Origin of the sequence: Collinsella sp. CLA-ER-H5 (assembly GCF_040092375.1) — a bacterium.
GTDB lineage: Bacteria > Actinomycetota > Coriobacteriia > Coriobacteriales > Coriobacteriaceae > Collinsella.
In genome coordinates this window covers 45,125-65,956 of sequence record NZ_JBBNLR010000002.1, presented here as the reverse complement: position 1 = coordinate 65,956, position 20,832 = coordinate 45,125, and the positions used below count along the sequence as shown (strand labels likewise).

The 20,832-nt window shown below is 59.7% G+C and carries 14 protein-coding genes; 12 read left to right on the top strand and 2 right to left on the bottom strand.

Annotated elements, in window-relative coordinates:
* The first annotated feature begins 461 nt into the window (after positions 1-461).
* From rplJ to AAAX31_RS01470, 3 genes are all read left to right on the top strand, one after another.
* On the top strand, positions 462-983 hold the full coding sequence (rplJ, locus tag AAAX31_RS01480) for a 50S ribosomal protein L10 (RefSeq protein WP_055250258.1): 522 nt from the start codon (positions 462-464) through the stop codon (positions 981-983).
* A gap of 102 nt (positions 984-1,085) precedes the next feature.
* A complete protein-coding gene (gene rplL, locus AAAX31_RS01475; protein WP_006235005.1) occupies positions 1,086-1,463 on the top strand; it encodes a 50S ribosomal protein L7/L12 in 378 nt (125 codons plus the stop codon).
* A gap of 314 nt (positions 1,464-1,777) precedes the next feature.
* Positions 1,778-2,686, top strand: a complete 909-nt coding sequence (locus AAAX31_RS01470; RefSeq protein ID WP_117806112.1) for a UTP--glucose-1-phosphate uridylyltransferase — start codon at positions 1,778-1,780, stop codon at positions 2,684-2,686.
* 244 nt (positions 2,687-2,930) lie between these two features.
* Here AAAX31_RS01470 and AAAX31_RS01465 read toward each other — a convergent pair whose 3' ends face one another.
* Entirely contained in the window at positions 2,931-4,541 is a 1,611-nt protein-coding gene (locus AAAX31_RS01465) for a zinc-ribbon domain-containing protein (RefSeq protein WP_349075939.1), read from the bottom strand.
* A 555-nt stretch (positions 4,542-5,096) separates the two neighbouring features.
* Here AAAX31_RS01465 and AAAX31_RS01460 point away from each other — a divergent pair.
* The 8 genes from AAAX31_RS01460 (at position 5,097) to rpsJ (ending at position 18,791) form a co-directional block, all read left to right on the top strand.
* Entirely contained in the window at positions 5,097-8,588 is a 3,492-nt protein-coding gene (locus AAAX31_RS01460) for a DNA-directed RNA polymerase subunit beta (protein ID WP_255413271.1), read from the top strand.
* A 6-nt stretch (positions 8,589-8,594) separates the two neighbouring features.
* Positions 8,595-13,070: a DNA-directed RNA polymerase subunit beta' gene (locus tag AAAX31_RS01455; RefSeq protein ID WP_187361807.1), complete on the top strand. Its 4,476-nt coding sequence runs from the start codon at positions 8,595-8,597 to the stop codon at positions 13,068-13,070.
* 310 nt (positions 13,071-13,380) lie between these two features.
* The gene (locus tag AAAX31_RS01450; protein WP_187364957.1) at positions 13,381-13,899 is read left to right on the top strand and encodes an RNA polymerase sigma factor; all 519 of its coding nucleotides are present in this window, start codon (positions 13,381-13,383) and stop codon (positions 13,897-13,899) included.
* Positions 13,850-14,926: a DUF4179 domain-containing protein gene (locus tag AAAX31_RS01445; protein WP_349075936.1), complete on the top strand. Its 1,077-nt coding sequence runs from the start codon at positions 13,850-13,852 to the stop codon at positions 14,924-14,926. Before AAAX31_RS01450 ends, AAAX31_RS01445 begins: the two co-directional genes overlap by 50 nt.
* Before the next feature lie 451 nt (positions 14,927-15,377).
* The gene (gene rpsL, locus AAAX31_RS01440; RefSeq protein ID WP_006235012.1) at positions 15,378-15,755 is read left to right on the top strand and encodes a 30S ribosomal protein S12; all 378 of its coding nucleotides are present in this window, start codon (positions 15,378-15,380) and stop codon (positions 15,753-15,755) included.
* Positions 15,756-15,829: 74 nt separating this feature from the next.
* Complete coding sequence (gene rpsG / locus AAAX31_RS01435; RefSeq protein WP_006235013.1) at positions 15,830-16,303, top strand: 30S ribosomal protein S7; 474 nt, start codon at positions 15,830-15,832, stop codon at positions 16,301-16,303.
* Between the two features lie 19 nt (positions 16,304-16,322).
* Positions 16,323-18,422 carry an elongation factor G gene (fusA, locus tag AAAX31_RS01430; RefSeq protein WP_022094183.1) on the top strand — a complete coding sequence of 700 codons (2,100 nt, stop codon included), beginning with the start codon at positions 16,323-16,325 and terminating at the stop codon, positions 18,420-18,422.
* Positions 18,423-18,482: 60 nt separating this feature from the next.
* The gene (gene rpsJ, locus AAAX31_RS01425) at positions 18,483-18,791 is read left to right on the top strand and encodes a 30S ribosomal protein S10 (protein ID WP_022094184.1); all 309 of its coding nucleotides are present in this window, start codon (positions 18,483-18,485) and stop codon (positions 18,789-18,791) included.
* Positions 18,792-18,907: 116 nt separating this feature from the next.
* Here the strand turns inward: rpsJ and AAAX31_RS01420 are convergent, their stop codons facing one another.
* Positions 18,908-19,684 (bottom strand): biotin--[acetyl-CoA-carboxylase] ligase, encoded by a 777-nt coding sequence (locus AAAX31_RS01420; RefSeq protein WP_117635351.1) that lies wholly within the window; start codon positions 19,682-19,684, stop codon positions 18,908-18,910.
* A gap of 174 nt (positions 19,685-19,858) precedes the next feature.
* On the opposite strand from AAAX31_RS01420, the gene AAAX31_RS01415 reads away from it, so the two are divergent.
* Positions 19,859-20,818, top strand: coding sequence for a beta-ketoacyl-ACP synthase III (locus AAAX31_RS01415; protein ID WP_349075935.1), 960 nt, complete (start codon positions 19,859-19,861; stop codon positions 20,816-20,818).
* The last annotated feature ends 14 nt before the right edge of the window (positions 20,819-20,832 follow it).

Here is a 20,832-nt window from a genome sequence, read left to right as displayed (position 1 = left end):
GCGTGGGGCGCGCCGGCCAACGGGCACGAGGATTCGCAACAAAGGCAACGTAGCTCCGGTCGGGAGGGGCAGGGCGAGTTTTCCGTAGATTCCGCACGAGCCGAAGGCCACTTAATGTGGCCTTCGTGCGAGCCCAGGACTTGACCGAGCGGAAAACTCGCCCTGCCCCTCCCGACCGGAGCGTATGCAGGGTTTGTGTGCGAATCCTCGTGCCCGTTGACCGACGCCGGGGTCCCCGCCATAATACTTTCGGTTCACGCACGAATCCGCTGCCAGAGACAGCCGGTGCAAACGGGCATCGCCCGCGAGCTTAATGGGACTTCCCGCCAGCCGAGGTGGTCGAGTAGATATGTCTTCTCGCCCCCGTCGCTCATGCAGCGCGGGGGCTTTCTTTTTGGACATGCCCCCGTCACGTCCTTGTGGCGGACCGTGCCCGGAAAGAATTCGAGGAGGTGTAATTCATGCCCCAGCAGTACAAAATCGACAAGGTTGCAGAGATCGAGTCCCGTATCGCCGAGAACGCCGGTCTGTTCGTCGTCAACTACAACGGTCTGACGGTTAAGCAGGCTCAGGAGCTGCGTCATCAGCTTCGCGAGTGCGGCGCCGAGATGAAGGTCTACAAGAACAACCTGGTCAAGATCGCTCTCAAGAACCAGGAGCAGCCCGAGATCGACGAGATCCTCGCCGGCCCCGTCGCTTATGTGTTCTACGAGACCGAGCCGGTTGAGGCCGCTAAGGCCCTTAAGGACTTCTCCGCTAAGTCCAAGGGCGTCCTTGAGATCAAGGGCGGTATCTCCGACGGCAAGGCCGTTTCCGCCGATGATGTTAAGGCTATCGCCGAGCTGCCCACCAAGGATCAGCTTCTCGGCCAGATCGCCGGTCTCATCTCCGGTTTCGCTCGCGACATCGCTGTCTGCGTCAACGGCGTTTCCTCTGGTCTCGCTCGTTCGATCCAGCAGGTCTCCGAGCAGAAGGCAGCCTAGTTGCTGTTTTCACCCGCGGCGGCAACGCCGCACCCCTGGCGCATTCGCGCCGTGTTTTAACTGATCTCCGTGCATCCGCACGGAAACCGAAAGGACTTAGAAATGGCTAAGCTTACCACCGATGAGATCATCGATGCTCTTAAGGAAATGACCCTTCTCGAGGCTTCCGAGCTCGTTAAGGCTATCGAGGACACCTTCGGCGTTTCCGCCGCTGCTCCTGCTGCTGTTGTCGCCGCTCCCGCTGCTGGCGCTGCTGAGGCCGAGGAGAAGACCGAGTTTGACGTCGTGCTCGAGGGCTTCGGCGACAACAAGATCCAGGTCATCAAGGCCGTCCGTGAGCTCACCAACCTTGGCCTGAAGGAGGCCAAGGAGGTCGTCGAGGGCGCTCCCAAGGCTGTTCTCGAGGGTGCCAAGAAGGAGGACGCCGAGGCTGCCAAGGAGAAGCTCGAGGCTGCTGGCGCTGCTGTCACCCTCAAGTAATCAGGCTTTCTCGCCAGATTCCTTTGCAGACGGGGTTCGCATTGCGAGCCCCGTCTTTTTTGTTTTTCGGTCCCTCGGCATCGGTTGCTCAATCTGCCATGTTCTGTGATTTGCGTCGTATCGGGTGCCCTGCCGTTGGGCAATAAAATTGCACCATTCGAGCAATAATTTGCGTTGACCTGCTGAAGAATTGTCTCTGCCTTGTAGCGACATATAGTTCCAGCGGTAAGATGCTTGGGTATCGCAATTTGGTCTGCGGCTGTGTGCCGCACGCATGGGGCGCTTTTGCGCCTGCGAAAGGATCTTTGAATAACATGAAGGCAATCATCCCCGCCGCCGGTCTTGGCACGCGTTTTCTGCCTGGTACCAAGTGCACGCCCAAAGAGATGCTGCCGGTGCTCGACAAGCCCGTCATTCAGTACGTCGTCGAAGAGGCACTCGACCCCGAGGAGGTCGACGACGCCATCATCGTTACTTCTCCCGGCAAGCCCGAGCTGCTGAACTACTTCCAGCCCGACCGTTCGCTCGAGAACCTGCTGCGCGAGCGCGGCAAGAACGCCTATGCCGATGCCGTCGCCCACGCTGGCGGTATGCCGGTCGACTTCCGTTATCAGTACGAGCCCAAGGGCCTCGGCCATGCTATTCGCTCTGCTGCCGACGCCGTGGCAGGGGAGAACTTCCTGGTTCTTCTGGGCGACTACGTTGTGCCTAACCGCGATATCTGCGACAAGATGCTCGCCGTTTCCAAGGAGCACGGTGGCGCTTCGGTTATCGCCGTCGCTGCTTGCTCGCCCGAGGAAGTCAGCCGCTACGGCGTTATCGCCGGCGAGCGCGTCGGTTCGCTCGAGGGCGCCGAGGACGTTGCCGATGCCGAGCCGGGCGCTGTCTGGCGTATCGGCGGTCTGGTTGAGAAGCCCGCTCCCGAGGCTGCTCCGTCCAACCTGTACATCGTCGGTCGCTACCTGTTGAGCCCGCTGGTCATGGACCTGCTGGCAGATCAGCAGGCCGGCAAGGGCGGCGAGATCCAGCTCACCGACGCCATGGCCCGTTCGCTCGACCGCGAGGCCATGTATGCGGTCGTCATCGACCCGCTGTCGGGCTACGACACCGGCACTCCCTCTGGCTGGATGGCCACTAACGCCCTCATGGCTGCAAACGACCCCCGCTTTGCCGATGCCTTCTGGGACGCCATCGACGAGCGCGGTGGCTTGATGCGCAAGTAATTCTTCGGGCATCGACATTTACGGGTGCGGACTTCGGTCTGCACCCGTTTTTTTATGCTAGCTACGATTGCGGGTCCGGAACCTTCATTCCGCTATTTGGCTGAATACTGGGCCGCAGTTTCCGCCTGATCTGTCACGAACAACTTGGCGCTCGTTCATGACGGTGTCGTTCGCTGGTCTTCCGAGCAAAAGGGCCGTCCCGTGAGGGGCGGCCCGATTTAGCTGCGGGTTTGCTTGTCAGATGCTATTCGAACGGATGGCCGCATTTGGGGCAGAACTTGGCTTCTGGCACGAGCGGGGTGCCGCAGTGGCGGCAGAATTTCGGGGTAGAAGATGCGACCGGCTGCTGGGGCATGACCGCGAGGGGCTCCCCTGATGATTGCCATTGTGTATCAAATGCTGAACCAGCAGAAGACTGTTGAGCGACCTGTCCCTGCTGGGCATACTTCTTGTGGCGGCTGCGTTTATGCTTCTTTGCTTTGGGTGCGGTGCCAGCGATGCTTGTTTGAGCTGCGGCGCGCTTTTTGCGACGGATGCAAACGACTGCGATGCCGCCGATGATCATCAGGACAGCCGCAATCCCACCGCCAACAACGATTGGCATGTTGTCCTGGGCAAAGAAGATGAGTTTCTCGATCGGGCTATAGTTGATATTCGACTTGTAGACGTCGATGTGCATCTTCGTGGGGTCTTCGGTATCGGAATAGTCCACGTAGATTTTTTGGTCGTTATCGACGAACTCGGGGAAGCAATAGCTATCCGATTTAGTTTTACTGTCGACCCTCTGGCCTGTCTGGGTATCGATGAGGCGAATGACGGTTGAACTGTCGTTTGAGATCGAGGCCAGCACGATATTGCCGTCTCTCGAGATGTCGTAATTATCAGTCCAGTCCTCGTCGTCGTTTTTTATTAAATATCGAATTTGCTTCCCGGTGTTTGGGTCAATAACAATAGTGTCGTAGTTTTCGCCGGTAAGGGCTAGAAAATATTTCCCCCAATTCTCTCCCCAATTGTAGATATAAATTTTATTACCGTCGGCTACTTTATCGATGTTGCCATCGTAATCCGCCATGAAATAGATCGTATATGGCGAATCGTCATCGTCGCTGGCAGTCCCTATGAGTAGTTTATCGGACCCGTATGCCCTAGTTACCCCATTGCATTGGGCGTTGCCTGGTATCTCTTTAATTGACGTGGAGCCATCGGGAATGTCGATTATCTTGAGCTTTCGATTCGAGCAGACATACAAACGCTTTCCATCCCTTGAGAGGACGGCATTCACATCGTCTTTTTCGAACTTGTACGTAAATGTTTTCTTATTTGATCGCAGATTGAAAACGCAAAAATCCCCGTATTTGCCATTCGAACAATAGGCAGTCAAGCTGTTTCCGTCTTCATTAAGGTCGATGCTGCCGGCCTCTAATTTCTTTATGGGTATAGAGTAAGCGGCCCGTTGTTGATCTTCGACGGAATAGACGATGACCTTGCCGTCCTCCAGCCAATAAAGATACTTGTTGTTCCAAGTACTCTGAACATCGGATAGACAGGATTTCGGTATGTCGATAGGAGTGACTTCGCCGCTCTTAAGATCAAGCCGTGAATAACCGTAATATACATTATTATCGTTATCGTCAAGATCATAGTCACAGTCGTCGATGATGGCATAATTGCCGTCGTCTGTGAGCCATGCACTCGAATCTTGGCCTTCGACGTCGACAGTTAGCGACTTCTCCAGCTCCGGTGTCGGCAGGCCGTCTGCTAATGCTGCGGGTGGGGTAGCCAGCGGGGCCAGCGCCGCTACGATGCCGATTGTGACTGCGGCAATCCTTCCGCCTTTTCGGATGCTCTTAAACATAGCGATCCTTTCTTTAGGCTATAGGTAACTATCCAGTATCTTCATGCCGGATTCGAAGAATCTGTTGCGCAACATTGCCAAACGGATGTGGTAAAGCGGCGGTCCCTTTGTCGCATCCTGCCGGAAAGCGCGTCCCACCCTTCGGTCGAATTCTGGGATGCGCTTTCCGGCTGAGGCTCCTAGCGGAAACTGCGACCCGGAATATCGGCTCAGAACGGGATGCAGTTTCCCAGACAGGGCTCAATCGGAAACTGCGACCCAGTTTGAGGCCTCAAAACGGGATACAGTTTCCGCCTGATCAACCCTCGCCGCCATTCCGCCATTCAGCGGCGCGCACCAGCAACTCTGTTCACAGAAATTATATGAACAGATGTTCGATGCACACCTATTTACCTGCACCTTTTCCGTCGAAAAACTTTGCTACTCCAAAAACTCAATCGCGTCAAGGCTTTTCTTGCCCAACGGTCGGTACCTGATAAACTATTAGGTTGCGATAACTGGCGAAGCTATGCCTCGCCAACCCACCGAGCATTTCCGTGAAGGAGGAAAAACCTGGTGACCTACGCATACACTGCCACTGAGCGCAAGCGCGTCAGCTTCGGGAAAATCCCGGAGGCCATGGAGCTCCCCAACCTTATCTCTGTTCAAAGGGAATCCTTTGAGCGTTTTAAGGACGAGGGCCTTCGTGAGGCGTTCAAGGAATCCAGCCCCATCCAGAGCCAGAACCATGTTCTCGAGGTTACCTTCGGCGAGCATCAGTTCGGCGACCCCGCGCACACCGTCGAGGAGTGCCGCGAGAAGGATATGACCTATCAGGCTCCGCTTCTGACCGACGTTCGTCTCACCAACAAGGAGACCGGCGAGATCAAGGAGCAGCTCGTCTTCATGGGCGACTTCCCCATGATGACCGATCAGGGCACCTTCATCATCAACGGTACCGAGCGTATCGTCGTCTCGCAGCTCGTCCGCTCCCCGGGCGTGTACTACAGCTCCGAGATGGATTCGGGCAAGCAGATCTACAAGGCCCAGATCATCCCGTCCCGCGGTGCCTGGCTTGAGTTTGAGGTCGACAAGCGCGACCAGCTCATGGTCTCCATCGACCGTAAGCGCAAGCAGAGCGCCACGATGTTCCTGCGCGCCCTTGGCATCGCCGTCACCAACGACGACATCATCGAGCTGCTCGGCAACTCCGATGTGATCAAGCGCACCCTGGAGCGCGACACCGCCCTCACCCGCGAGGACGCCCTCATCGAGATCTACCGTCGCCTGCGCCCGGGCGAGCCTCCCACCGTGGACGCTTCCCGCAGCCTGCTCGAGGGCCTGCTCTTTAACCCGCAGCGCTACGATCTGGCCCGCGTCGGTCGTTACAAGGTCAACAAGAAGCTCAACCTCACCACCGAGGAAGAGGTCACGGTGCTCACCGACGAGGATATCGTCGCAACGCTGCGCTACCTGCTGTCCCTCGCTGCCGGCGAGCAGGGCTTCAAGGTCGACGACATCGACCACTTTGGCAACCGCCGTATCCGCACCGTTGGCGAGCTCGTCGCCAACCAGTTCCGTATCGGCATGAGCCGTATGGAGCGCGTCGTCCGTGAGCGCATGAGCTCCCAGGACATCGACGAGATCACCCCGCAGTCGCTCATCAACATCCGCCCGATCGTGGCCTCCATCAAGGAGTTCTTCGGTTCCTCGCAGCTCTCGCAGTTCATGGACCAGGCGAACCCCCTGACCGGTCTGACCCACAAGCGCCGTCTGTCCGCACTCGGCCCTGGTGGTCTTGCCGGCCACAAGTCCGGCTCCAGCCGCCGCACCAACGTGCCGACGGCCGTCCGCGACGTTCACAACTCGCACTACAGCCGCATGTGCCCGATCGAGACCCCCGAAGGCCCCAACATCGGCCTGATCGGCTCGCTCGCCCTCTACGCCCGCGTCAACGAGTACGGCTTCATCGAGGCCCCGTTCCGTCGCGTCGAGAACGGCGTTGCCACCGACCAGATCGACTGGATGACCGCTGACGAGGAAGAGAAGCACGTCATCGCGCCGGCCAACACGCCGCTCGATCCCAAGACCAACGAGTTCATCACGACCGATGCCGAGGGCAAGCTTGTCCGCCCGCACACCGTGATCGCCCGTACCCGCGACTTCGACGGCTCCTTCGGCGCTCCCGCCGACGTGCCCGTCGAGGACGTCGACTACATGGACGTCTCGCCGCGTCAGATGCTCTCCGTCGCAGCCACGCTGATTCCGTTCCTTGAGCACGACGACGCCAAGCGTACGCTGATGGGCGCTAACATGCAGCGTCAGGCCGTGCCGCTGGTTCACCCCGCCGCTCCCTATGTCGGTACCGGCATGGAGCGTCGCGCCGCTCTGGACTCCGGCGAGGTCACCCTGGCCAAGAATGCCGGCGAGGTCATCTTTGCCGACGCCGCCAAGATTATCGTCAAGCATGCCGGCGGCATGGACGAGTATCACCTGGCCAAGTACCAGCGCTCCAACCAGTCCACCTGCATCAACCACCGTCCGCTCGTGCGCGTCGGTGACACCGTTGAGCAGGGCGAGCCTCTGGCCGACGGTCCTTCGACCGATCACGGCGAGCTCGCACTGGGCCAGAACCTCACCGTGGCCTACATGCCGTGGGAAGGCTTTAACTACGAGGACGGTATCGTCGTGTCCGAGCGCCTGGTGGCCGAGGACCTGCTGACGACCATCAACATCACCCGTCACGAGATCGACGCCCGCGACACCAAGCTCGGCCCCGAGGAGATCACCCGCGAGATCCCGAACCTCTCCGAGGACATGCTTGCCAACCTCGACGAGGACGGCATCATCCGCATCGGCGCCGAGGTCGGCCCTGGCGACATCCTGGTCGGCAAGGTCACGCCTAAGGGCGAGAGCGCTCTGACCGCCGAGGAGCGCCTGCTGCGCGCCATCTTCGGTGCCAAGGCCCACGACGTCCGCGATACCTCCCTTAAGATGCCTCACGGCGCTTACGGCCGCGTCATCGACGTCGTCCGCTTTAGCCGCGAGAACGGCGACGACCTGGCCCCCGGCGTCAACGAGCAGGTGCGCGTCTACGTCGCCCAGCGTCGTAAGATCCAGCAGGGCGATAAGATCGCCGGCCGCCACGGCAACAAGGGTGTTATCTGTAACGTTCTGCCGGTCGAGGACATGCCCTACATGGCTGACGGTACCCCGATCGACGTTATCCTCAACCCGCTGGGCGTTCCCTCGCGTATGAACGTCGGCCAGCTGCTCGAGTGCCACCTTGGCTGGGCTGCTGCCTGCGGTTGGGATACCGAGCAGGCCGACTCCGACAAGTACGTCCCCGGTCCGTTCTTCACCGCCACGCCCGTCTTCGACGGCGCCAAGGAGGACGAGATCGCCGAGGTCATTCGTCGTGCCAACAAGAACATGCTCAACAAGGCCACCGCTGCCTTTGGCGATCACATGCGCCCCGAGTTCGTCACCCAGCTTGACGAGCGCGGCAAGACCCGTCTGTTCGACGGCCGTACCGGCGAGGAGTTCCGCGAGCCCATTACCGTGGGTACGTCCTACATCCTCAAGCTCGGCCACATGGTCGACGACAAGATCCACGCCCGTTCGACCGGCCCTTACAGCCTGGTTACCCAGCAGCCTCTGGGCGGCAAGGCCCAGTTCGGCGGCCAGCGCTTCGGCGAGATGGAAGTTTGGGCACTGTACGCATACGGTGCGTCCAACGTCCTGCAGGAGATTCTGACCGTCAAGTCCGACGATACCGTGGGCCGCGTCAAGACCTACGAGTCCATCGTCAAGGGCGAGAACGTTCCTGTCCCGGGTATCCCCGAGTCCTTCAAGGTTCTCGTCAAGGAGATCCGCTCCCTCGCGCTGGACATCGAGCCCATGCACGATGCCGACGAGGACGCCTCCGCCCCTGTGACCGCCGAGGAGACCTCTGCTCTCGACGACCTGGCTGCGCTCGCCGGCGTTGACACCGACGTCGAGGCCGAGGATGCCGAGACCGCCGAGGCACCCGAGGCTGTCGCCGCCACGACCACTGATAAGGAGTAGTTGACTGTGGCAGATTTCGAAGCTACTGATTTTGACTCGGTAAAGATCTCCCTTGCCTCCGCCGACCAGATCCGTTCCTGGTCGCACGGTGAGGTCAAGAAGCCGGAGACCATCAATTACCGTACCCTCAAGCCCGAGAAGGACGGCCTGTTCTGCGAGAAGATCTTCGGTCCCGCCAAGGACTGGGAGTGCTCCTGCGGCAAGTACAAGGGCATCCGCTTTAAGGGCATCGTCTGCGAGCGCTGCGGCGTCGAGGTCACCTCGGCCAAGGTGCGTCGCGACCGCATGGGTCACATCGAGCTCGCCGCTCCCGTGTCCCACATCTGGTACTTCAAGAGCCCCACGAGCTTCCCGATGAGCCGTATGCTCGACATCAAGTCCAAGGACCTCGAGAAGGTTCTGTACTTCGCCAGCTACATCATCACCGAGGTTGACTACGAGGCTCGCGAGGCCGACGCCGACGACCTGCGCGAGGAGCTCGCCGCCGATCTGGAAGAGATCGATGCCGAGTGCGCCCGCCAGATCGAGTCCCTCAAGGAGCAGGGCGACCCCGAGAACTTTGACGAGTTCTCCGACGAGGAGCCGCTGACCCCCGAGGAGATCGCCTCTGGCATCGTCGACATCGAGGAAGAGTGCAAGGACGAGAAGCAGCTCCGCACGGACGCCTTCAACGCCTTCATGAAGCTCACCGAGCGCGACCTCATCTCCGATGAGCCGCTGTTCCGCGAGATGACCCGTTACTACTCCATGTACTTCAAGGGTGGCATGGGTGCCGAGGCCGTCCGCGACCTGCTCGCTGCCATCGACCTCCCCTCCGAGGCCGAGAAGCTCAAGGCCATCATCGCCGACGAGGATTCCCAGAAGCAGAAGCGCGAGAAGGCCGTCAAGCGCCTTGAGGTCGTTGACGCCTTCCTGAAGGGCGGCAACAGCCCCGCGAACATGATCCTGGACGTCATCCCGGTCATTCCGCCCGATCTGCGCCCGATGGTCCAGCTCGACGGCGGCCGCTTCGCCGCGTCCGACCTCAACGACCTGTATCGTCGCGTGATCAACCGTAACAACCGACTCAAGCGCCTGCTCGACCTGGACGCCCCTGCGATCATCGTGAACAACGAGAAGCGCATGCTCCAGGAGTCCGTGGACGCCCTGTTCGACAACGGCCGTCGTGGTCGCCCGGTCTCTGGCCGTGGCGGTCGCCCGCTCAAGTCGCTCGCTGAGGCCCTCAAGGGCAAGCAGGGCCGTTTCCGTCAGAACCTGCTGGGTAAGCGTGTCGACTACTCCGGCCGTTCGGTTATCGTTACCGACCCCAAGCTGCTGCTGCACCAGTGCGGTCTGCCCAAGACCATGGCGCTGGAGCTCTTCAAGCCCTTCGTCATGAAGCGCCTGGTCGAGCTTGGCAAGGTCGAGAACATCAAGGGTGCCAAGCGCGCTATCGACCGCGGTGCCACCTTTGTGTGGGATATCCTCGAAGAGGTCATCGACGGTCGCGTCGTGCTGCTCAACCGCGCACCGACCCTGCACCGTCTGTCCATCCAGGCCTTTGAGCCGGTTCTGGTCGAGGGCAAGGCTATCCACCTGCACCCGCTGGTCTGCTCGCCCTTCAACGCCGACTTCGACGGCGACCAGATGTCTGTCCACGTGCCGCTGTCCAGCCAGGCTCAGGCCGAGGCTCGCGTGCTTATGCTCTCTGCGAACAACCTGCGCTCGCCGGCATCCGGCAAGCCGGTCAACATCCCCTCGCAGGACATGATCATCGGTGTGTACTACCTGACCCAGGTCCGCGACGGTCTGCCGGGCGAGAACCACGTGTTCGCCAGCTTCGACGACGCGCTGCACGCCTATGACTGCCGCTCCGAGGTCGACATGCAGGCCAAGATTCAGGTCCGCGTGTCCGCTGCCGACGCCAATGTCATCAACGAGGACGGCACCCGTATCTTCCGCGTCAAGAACGGCAAGAACGAGTTTGTCGACTACGACGTCACCGGCAACAAGACCGCGCGCTTCGAGACCTCTATCGGCCGCATCATCTTCAACCGCCAGTGCCTGCCCGAAGACTACGAGTTCATGAACTACAAGATGGTCAAGGGCGACGTGGCCAAGCTGGTTGCGGACTGCTGCGATCGCTATCCCGAGGCCAAGGTCGGCCCGATCCTCGACGCCATCAAGTACTCCGGCTTCCACTACGCTACCCGCGCTGGCCTCACCATCTCGGTGTGGGACGCTCTCATCCCTGCCGAGAAGCAGGAGCTGCTCGATCGCGCCCAGGCCAACGTCGACCAGATCAACGAGTACTTCGAGGAGGGCTTCATCAACGAGACGGAGCGCCACATCGAAGTCGTTAATGAGTGGACCGCTTGTACCGATAAGGTTGCAGCGCTCATGCTCGACTTGTTCGACGAGGAGAACCCGCTCTACATGATGGCCGACTCCGGCGCCCGTGGTTCTAAGACCCAGCTGCGTCAGCTCGGCGGCATGCGTGGCCTGATGGCAGACATGTCCGGCGAGACGATCGACCTTCCCATTAAGGCGAACTTCCGCGAGGGCCTGCTGCCGCTCGAGTACTTCATTTCGACCTACGGCGCCCGTAAGGGCCTGGTCGATACCGCATCCCACACCTCGGACTCTGGTTACCTGACCCGTCGTCTGGTCGACGTGGCCCAGGACGTCATCGTCCGCGAGGAGGACTGCGGTACGCACGAGGGCGTCACCTACAACCTCATCATCCCCGGCACCACCGACCTCAACACCGACCTCGTCGGCCGTTGCTTCATTGAGGACGTCGTGGCTCCCGATGGCACCGTGCTCTTTGAGCAGGACGGCTACATCGAGAAGGTCGCTGACATCCAGAAGATGGTCGATGCCGGCCTCAAGAAGGTCAAGCTTCGCGCGCTGCTCACCTGCCGTTCCAAGTACGGCGTGTGCCAGAAGTGCTACGGCTGGGATCTTTCCACCCGTCGTCCGGTCGCCATCGGTACCGCGGTCGGCATTATTGCCGCCCAGTCCATCGGCGAGCCCGGTACGCAGCTTACGATGCGTACCATTCACTCCGGCGGCGTCGCTGGCGTCGACGATATTACGCAGGGTCTGCCTACGGTCAGCCGTATGTTCGATATCGTCGGCAACGTCAACGAGAAGATCCTGGGTCGCGAGGCCGAGCTGGCTCCGTACTCCGGCCACCTCTCGATTAAGCCCGAGAAGTCCGAGTACGTGCTGACGCTCACCGACTCCGAGGATCACACCCGCGTCCTCGACGAGCGTCGCGTCCCCGCATCGGTGCGCTTTATGCCCGAGATCGAGGACGGCTGCGAGGTTCGCGCCGGCGACCAGATCACCAAGGGCTTCGTCAACTTCCGCAACCTGCGCAAGCTGACCGACATCGAGTCGACGATGCACACCTTCGTCGAGAGCGTCAAGGACGTCTACACCAGCCAGGGCGTCGACCTGAACGACAAGCACATCGAGGTGCTCGCACGTCAGATGCTGCGTCGCGTTCAGATCACCAACCCCGGCGACTCCAAGTACCTGCTTGGTCAGTACGTCGACCGCTACGAGTTTGCCGACGAGGTCGAGCGCGTTGCCCGTCTGGGCGGTCAGGCTCCCGTGGCCGAGCCCGTCATCCTGGGTACGCTCAAGGTCGCGTCCAACATCGACTCCTGGCTGTCGAGCGCTTCGTTCATCCGTACCGCTGGCGTCCTTACCGAGGCTGCCATCGAGGGCAAGGTCGACCACCTGCTCGACCTTAAGTCCAACGTCATCGTCGGTAAGAAGATCCCGGCTGGTACCGGCCTCAAGCCGTACGCCAACGCCAAGCTGACGTATCGCACGGCCGACGGCTACGTGGACATCGACGGCCCGGCTTCGCCCAACGCCAAGTCGCTGCCCGAGTGGGCTCCTGTGGAGCTCAAGGACCTGGACGAGCAGCTCCCGCAGCAGCTCGACTGGGCCGGCTACGACGAGTTCGGTGGTGCTGACGGTTCGTTCACCCGCAACGGCCACACCATCTCCGCCGAGAAGGCTCGCCTGTACCTGTTCGACGACCTGGGCGTGTCGCAGCGCTGGACCAACAAGTTCAGCGAGGTCGGCATCGAGACGGTCGGCGACCTGGTCGGCAAGTCCGAGGAGGATCTGCTGCGCATCGATGGCATCGGTGCCAAGGCGATCGAGGAGCTCCGTGACGGCCTTGAGGCCCACGACCTGCTCTACATCCTCGAGAACAACGACGACGTTGCCGACGAGGAAGACCTCTCGCAGCTGCTGCAGATGGTCTTTAGCCCCGACGGTCCGGACGACATCCTGCTGGGTACCTCCGCTCCGACGCATCACGCCGACGCCGACGAGGAGCTCCTGGGCGCCCCGATCGACGACAAGAAGGCTCCCGCCAACGGCGCGATCAACGAGGACATGGCTTCCCTCGACGAGCTGCTCAACCAGCTCGTGGACACCGACGACGCCGAAGAGGCCAAGGACAACGACGAGGAGTAATTAGTTCCGCCGTTCTAACGAACGGCGGCGACCTCCGTCGCTGCGCGGCCCCCAGAGCTACAATCTGTCATTCAAAAGGCAGGGCATGACCAAAAGGTCAATGCCCTGCCTTTTTCATGCCACCTTGTACGCTCTGGGGGCCGCTCGCTTGCGTATGCTCAACCTGTTGCGTTCCGTTGATCCCTTGCCAAAAAGGGACAGGTTTATTTTGGTCGGTTTTTCATGCTTGAATTTGAAACATTTCGCCCGACAAGAGCGTATCTATGGTGAGGGCCTCATCGAGAACCATTAATGTCACCGGGAGGTGATTATGGAAGAACAAGCTTTTAGACAGGCGGTCGAAGACCACCGGGATGTCGTGTTTCGGATCGCATTGACGTATCTGCGTGATCGCGCTGACGCCGACGATGTCGCTCAAGACGTCTTTCTTAAGTTGCTCAAAAGCGACGCGCAATTTGAAAACTGGGAGCATCTTCGTCGATGGCTTATCCGGGTCACGATCAATGAATGTAAATCTCTCTTTCGAAAGCCGTGGAGGCGCGTGGAGGATATTGAGAATCTGGCCGATTCGCTTTCGACGGCGCAGGAGGAGACCAAGGCGGTCCTGTCAGACGTTATGCGACTTCCGGAGCGATTCCGTATTCCTATCGTGCTCTATTACTATCTGGGCTTCTCGACTTCAGAAATTGCCGAGTTACTGCATGTGCCAGCCGCGACCGTTCGAACGCGTTTAGCTCGCGGCAGATCGAAGCTCAAGTTCATCCTAGAGGAGGGCGACCGTGAAATCCAACCAGATCAAGCAGGCCTTCGAGTCCGTCCAAGCCGATAGCGATCTTGCTGACCGTGTTCTTTATGCCGCTGCTGGCGAGCCGCTTCGCCGAAAGGGTCACGCGAAGCCTCTGTATGTTGCCGTAATCGGATGTCTTGCCGGAGTGCTGGCGACCGGAGGGGTCGCCTACGCTGTTGTCAATTCCAGTTATTTTGCCTCTGCCTGGGGAAACCATGGCAACGGAGAGTCCGTTACCTGGACAAATGGCGGCTCGTCGGGGACGAAATATACCTACACCAGAGAGTTTGGTGATGGTATCGCGCCCCAAAGCCTGGAGGGTGCAGTCCAGAAGGTCAATCTGTCCGTCGAGGGCAACGGCTATACGCTCGACATTCATGAGATGGCAATCGACGAGAACGGTTGCGGTGCTGTGACGTTTACATTGTCCAATCCGAATGGCGTTAACTACTACAAGCCGGCGGCAGAGCTTGGCGAACTTGTTCTCTATGGTGAAGAAGAAGGGGGCGTCAGTACACCCAGCATGAACTTCGGCGAGGAATGGGCTGATACACGCTGCACCATTGATAAAGACACATCAAGCGACACGGTCATTAACGGCACGATGTACTTTGCATCTTGGAATCGCGATCGAGATTTACGACATGCGGTCACCTGGAATATCAGTTGGACGGAGGGCAAAGGTGAGGATGCGAAGGTGATCGAGGTATCGACGCCAGAGTTTAACGTCGGAGCGCACGTCGATACAAAAGAACTCCGCTCCGATGACTCGCCTCTCGAGATCAGTCCGTTTTCCATCCAGACGCACATCGATGATCTGGGCTATGAAGCAGTTGATCATAAACTGACCGTCACCTACAAGGATGGGTCAGAGCAGATTATCGAAGATGACGACGCAGGGGCGTACAATTTCTATGTTTCGATGGGACGCAATAGCGGAGAGAACATCTGGGTTCCGACAAGGCTCATCAATGTCGATCAGGTTGTATCGGTAACCCTTGAGGGAACGAGGTGCACATCAACAGGGGAGACTCAAACGGAAGAACCCTTTACCATCGTCTACTCGTAAGGCTTGAGGCCGCTTCCCACTAGGGGAAGCGGCCTTTTCCCAGATAAAACCTGCCAAAACAAACCTGTCCCTTTTTGGCAGGTAACGTTGCCCCGACGAGCGCGTCGGATTCCCGGCCCGGGCGGCGCGGGGGTTAAGTTTGTCGCGAGTTCCGCACGAGCCGGAGGCCACTTAATGTGGCCTCCGTGCGAGCCAGGACTGTAGAGCAGCAAACTTAACCCCCGCGCCGCCCGGTCCGGGAATCCGCCCCCGTGCACAGGAGGGGATTCCTTTTGTGTAGGCTTTGCGGAAATGTGCCTATTTTAGGATACGCCCGGCGGCGTGGTCTGTTGACGGCACAGCTAACGCCACGTATCCTATCGAACTGCGTGTTTCGTAGGGGGATGCTGACCCCTCGATTCAAGCCGTTGCACTTTACAGAAAGCTGGAATCATTCGAGAAGGAGTACGCTTTGCCTACTATTAACCAGCTGGTTCGCCAGGGCCGTCGTTCCGTGCCCAAGAAGTCCAAGAACGCTGCTCTGCAGCACAACTCCCAGAAGCGCGGCGTGTGCACCCGCGTCTTCACCACGAGCCCCAAGAAGCCGAACTCGGCTCTTCGTAAGGTTGCCCGTGTTCGCCTTGTCAACGGCATCGAAGTTACTGCTTACATCCCGGGTGAGGGCCACAACCTGCAGGAGCACTCCATCGTGCTCGTCCGCGGCGGTCGTGTCCGTGACCTCCCTGGTGTCCGTTATCACGTCATCCGTGGCGCCTACGACGCTGCTCCGGTCCAGAACCGTATGCAGGCCCGTTCCAAGTACGGTGCTAAGCGCCCCAAGGCTAAATAAGCCAGATAACGTTTTGATACTTTCGCCGTGTGCCGCCTTGAGCGCCGCACGGTAGACACTTAAGGAGATTTCACATGCCGCGTCGTGCAGCAGCTAATCGTCGTGAGGTTCAGCCTGACGCCGTTTACAACAACCGCCTGGTGACTCAGCTCATCAACAAGGTCCTTCTTGACGGCAAGAAGGCCACCGCTGAGCGCATCGTTTACACCGCTTTCGAGATCGTTGCCGAGAAGTCCGAGGGTGGCGACGCTCTCGCTACCTTCAAGAAGGCTATGGACAACGTCAAGCCCACGCTCGAGGTTAAGCCCAAGCGTGTCGGTGGCGCTACCTATCAGGTCCCGATGGAGGTCAACTCCCGTCGTTCCACCGCTCTGGGTATCCGCTGGATCGTCAACTTCTCCCGCGCTCGCAAGGAGAAGACCATGGCCGAGCGTCTCGCCAACGAGATCCTCGACGCCTCCAACGGCCTGGGCGCTTCCGTCAAGAAGCGTGAGGACGTCTTCAAGATGGCCGAGGCCAACCGCGCGTTCTCTCACTATCGTTGGTAAGTTAAGGTAAGGAACTAACATGGCTAAGCCTAAGTACAAGCTTTCCGATACCCGTAACATCGGCATCATGGCCCACATCGATGCCGGTAAGACCACCACGACCGAGCGTATTCTTTACTACACCGGTAAGACCCACAAGATCGGTGAGGTCCATGAGGGCGCTGCCACCATGGACTGGATGGTTCAGGAGCAGGAGCGCGGCGTAACCATTACCTCCGCTGCTACCACCTGCTTCTGGAACAAGGACGGCAAGGACTACCGCATCCAGATCATCGACACCCCGGGCCACGTTGACTTCACCGCCGAGGTCGAGCGCTGCCTGCGCGTCCTCGATGGCGCTGTCGCCGTCTTCGACGCCGTTGCCGGCGTTCAGCCCCAGTCTGAGACCGTTTGGCGTCAGGCTTCTACCTTCAACGTTCCCCGCATCGCCTTCATCAACAAGTATGACCGCGTGGGCGCTGACTTCTTCAACGCTATCGAGACCATGAAGGATCGTCTCGACGCTAACGCCGTGGCCGCTCAGGTCCCGATGGGCGCCGAGGACAACTTCTGGGGCGTCATCGACCTGGTCACCATGACTGCATGGGACTTCAAGGCCGACGAGAAGGGCATGACCTACCCCGAGCCGATGGACGAGATCCCGGCTGAGTTCGCCGACATCGCTGCCACCAAGCGCGAGGAGCTCCTCGACGCTGCTGCCAGCTTTGACGACGAGCTCATGGAGAAGATCCTCATGGAGGAGGACTTCACCGTCGAGGAGCTCAAGGCTGCTCTGCGTAAGGGCGTTCTGGCCAACGAGCTCAACCTCGTCTTCGTGGGCTCCGCCTACAAGAACAAGGGCGTCCAGGAGCTGCTCGACGCTGTCGTCGACTACCTGCCCAGCCCGCTCGACGTTGAGGCCGTCACCGGTACCGATCCGGACACCGGCGAGGAGATCCAGCGTCATCCTTCCTTCGACGAGCCCTTCTCCGGCCTGGTCTTCAAGATCATGACCGACCCGTTCGTCGGTAAGCTCACCTACGTCCGCGTTTACTCCGGCCGCGCCGAGTCCGGCTCCTACGTTGTCAACGCTTCCAACGGTCAGCGCGAGCGCCTCGGCCGCATCCTCGAGATGAACGCCGCCGAGCGTATCGACCGTGACGACGCTGCCGCCGGCGACATCGTCGCTTGCGTCGGATTCAAGAACTCCACCACCGGTGACACCCTGTGCGCCGAGGGCAAGGAGATCGTCCTCGAGAAGATCGAGTTCGCTAAGCCCGTTATCGACGTTGCCATCGAGCCCAAGACCAAGGCCGAGCAGGACAAGATGTCCCTGGCTCTGACCAAGCTCGCCGAGGAGGACCCGACCTTCCAGGTGTCCACCAACCACGAGACCGGCCAGACCATCATCGCCGGCATGGGCGAGCTGCACCTCGAGATCATCGTCGACCGTCTGCTCCGCGAGTTCAAGGTTGACGCTAACGTTGGTAAGCCCCAGGTTGCCTACCGCGAGACCGCTGGTCACGACGTCGAGAAGGCTGAGGGCAAGTTCGTCCGTCAGTCCGGTGGTCGCGGTCAGTACGGCCACGCCGTCATCAAGCTCGAGAAGATGGAGGAGGGCTTCGGCTACGAGTTCGTCAACGCTATCGTCGGCGGCGTCGTGCCCAAGGAGTACATCCCGTCCATCGACAAGGGCATCCAGGAGGCCCTGAACACCGGTGTTATCGCCGGCTTCCCGGTCCTCGACGTTAAGGTCACCCTGTTCGACGGTTCTTACCACGAGGTCGACTCCTCCGAGGCCGCCTTTAAGATCGCCGGTTCCATGGCTATCAAGGACGCCCTCAAGAAGTCCGACCCGCAGCTGCTCGAGCCGATCATGGCTGTCGAGGTCGAGACCCCCGAGCAGTACATGGGCGACGTTATGGGCAACCTCTCCGGTCGCCGCGGCAAGATCGAGGGCATGGAGGATCGCAAGAACAGCAAGCTCATCCGTGCCAAGGTGCCGCTGGGCGAGATGTTCGGTTACGCTACCGACCTTCGCTCCCAGACCCAGGGCCGTGCATCCTACACGATGCAGTTCGACTCTTATGAGCCCGCGCCCAAGTCCATCGTGGACGAGGTCATGAGCAAGAACGCCTAAGTTCGAGCTCCCTGTTACGTAATCCGCGAGAGCATCTCTCGCACTCTTTGGAGGTTTAAGTTGGCTACCCAGAAGATCCGCATTCGCCTCAAGGGCTATGATCACGAGGTCGTCGATCAGTCCGCGAAGCTCATCGTCGAGACCGCTCAGAAGACCGGCGCTCGCGTTTCCGGTCCTGTCCCCCTGCCCACCGAGCGCAACCTGTACACGGTTATCCGCTCGCCGCACGTGAACAAGGACTCCCGTGAGCAGTTCGAGATGCGCACCCACAAGCGCCTCATCGACATCCTCGACCCCACCTCGGGCACCGTTGATTCGCTTATGCGTCTCGACCTCCCCGCTGGCGTCGACATCGACATCAAGCTCTAAGCGATATCGCTCATAGCTTAAAGGGCCCCGCTGCCGCTACGGTAGCGGGGCCCTTTTGTTTTGCATGATGGGTTTGGATCGCCGGGTAAGGCTGCCGAGCGGCTGGCTGTGGCGACCTACTCACTCAAGGGGCGCAATGACGCTTCCTCAAAATGGAAGGATCGCAAGCCGTCTTCTGTTTCGATGCACGCACGACCAAAGCCATCGACCGTTTTAAAGATGCCTCGCGCCAGCTCGTCACCGGCAGGGGAGCGGGCGATAACGTGCTTTCCAATCCAATTGAGGTGAGCGACATATTCGCCGTGGACGGGCGCGAGCGGTCCGGTGTTTTCTTCCATGGCGTTGAGGCGTTCTGCCCAGGCATCTATAGCGTCTATAACTGCGTGATAGACCTCATCGAGGAGCATGTCGACAGCTGGAACGTTCTCGTTAAGGTCCGAGAGACCGATTGCCGGCAGGCCGCCATCGGGCACCTCTTGGGGCGCATAGTTCACATTGACACCAATGCCACAGACGGCGAAAGGTTTGCCTTCGTTATCGCGTGCGGCCTCGACCAGAATGCCGCCGAGTTTGCGTCCACGCGCGACCAGGTCGTTGGGCCATTTGAGGCCAATCTCGTTTGCAAGACCCTGTTTTTCGAGCGCCTCGAGCACCGCTAGGCCGCTGACGGCAGCAAGACCAGAGTACTTCGCAGGATTAACGCATGGACGCAGGACAATCGAAAGCAATAGGTTGCCGGCGGTTGAATCCCACTTGTGGCCGCGCCGGCCGCGTCCTGCTGTCTGAGCCCGGGCGGCAAGTCCTGTGCCGTGCGGCGCTCCCTGTTTTCCTGCTTCGAGCAGGTCATCGTTGGTCGATCCGGTTACGTCGACTATCGTTAATTTGGCATCCATAACGGCTGCCACCTCCTTAATGAATAAGTGAATAACGCAATGGTGTCGAGAGAGACACAATGTGAAGCCTTTGTCGCATTTGGACAATTTAATGTTAACACGTTAACAACGACTGAAATGCGCTATCCTCTCTTGGTCGATGTAAACACGTCAACAACTCAAAGGAGGTTAGTGATGGGTTTCACGATTCTTGGAACAGGCTCGGCGCTTCCTAAGCGCAGTGTTTCCAATGACGAGCTGTCCGAGTTCCTCGATACCTCGGATGAGTGGATTTTTACCCGCACAGGTATTAAGAGTCGCAACGTCTGCACCACCGAGTCACTTGACGACCTTGCCGTAGCGGCGAGCGAGCGGGCACTCCAGGTGTCCGGAATCGACGCGAGCCAGTTGGATCTGATCGTCTGCTCGACGACGACGGGTGACCACCTTGTTCCCGCCGAGGCGTGTGCCGTTGCTGAGCGACTGGGCGCGACGTGCCCTGCCTTCGATGTCTCGGCTGCCTGCGCCGGCTTCGTATTTGCGCTCGATGTTGCCGAGGGCTATATCGCCCGAGGACGAGCCAAGCATGTGCTTGTCGTTGCCGCCGAGCAGATGACGCGCGCGCTCGACTGGACCGACCGCGCCACCTGTGTGCTCTTTGGCGATGGGGCAGGCGCCGCGGTGATTGAGGCTGGGGGAGACAGCCCCCTTGCCGTTGAGCTTTCGACGGCGCCCGACGTCGAGACGTTGTGCGTTCCCGGTCTGGTCGGCACCTCGCCGTTTAAGGCCTCCGCAGATAGCGAGAGCGTGCTGTCCATGAATGGCCGCCGCGTGTTCAAGTTCGGCGTCAACGCGATTTGCGACACGGTCCATAAGCTTGCGAGCGATGCGGGCATTTCGGTCGAGGACATCGACCATTTTGTATTCCATCAGGCTAACGAACGAATCCTGAGTCAGGCGGTCAAGCGCCTCGGTGTGCCAGACAAGCGCGTGGTTCGAACGCTGCGCGAGACCGGCAACATTTCGAGCGCATGCATTCCGCTTGCCCTCGACCGGCTGGCAAACGCCGGTGCACTTCACACGGGCGACACCATCGCCCTCGTTGGATTTGGCGCCGGTCTGGATATAGGTGGCTATCTACTTCGTTGGAAGTAGTCGCACATAGGAAA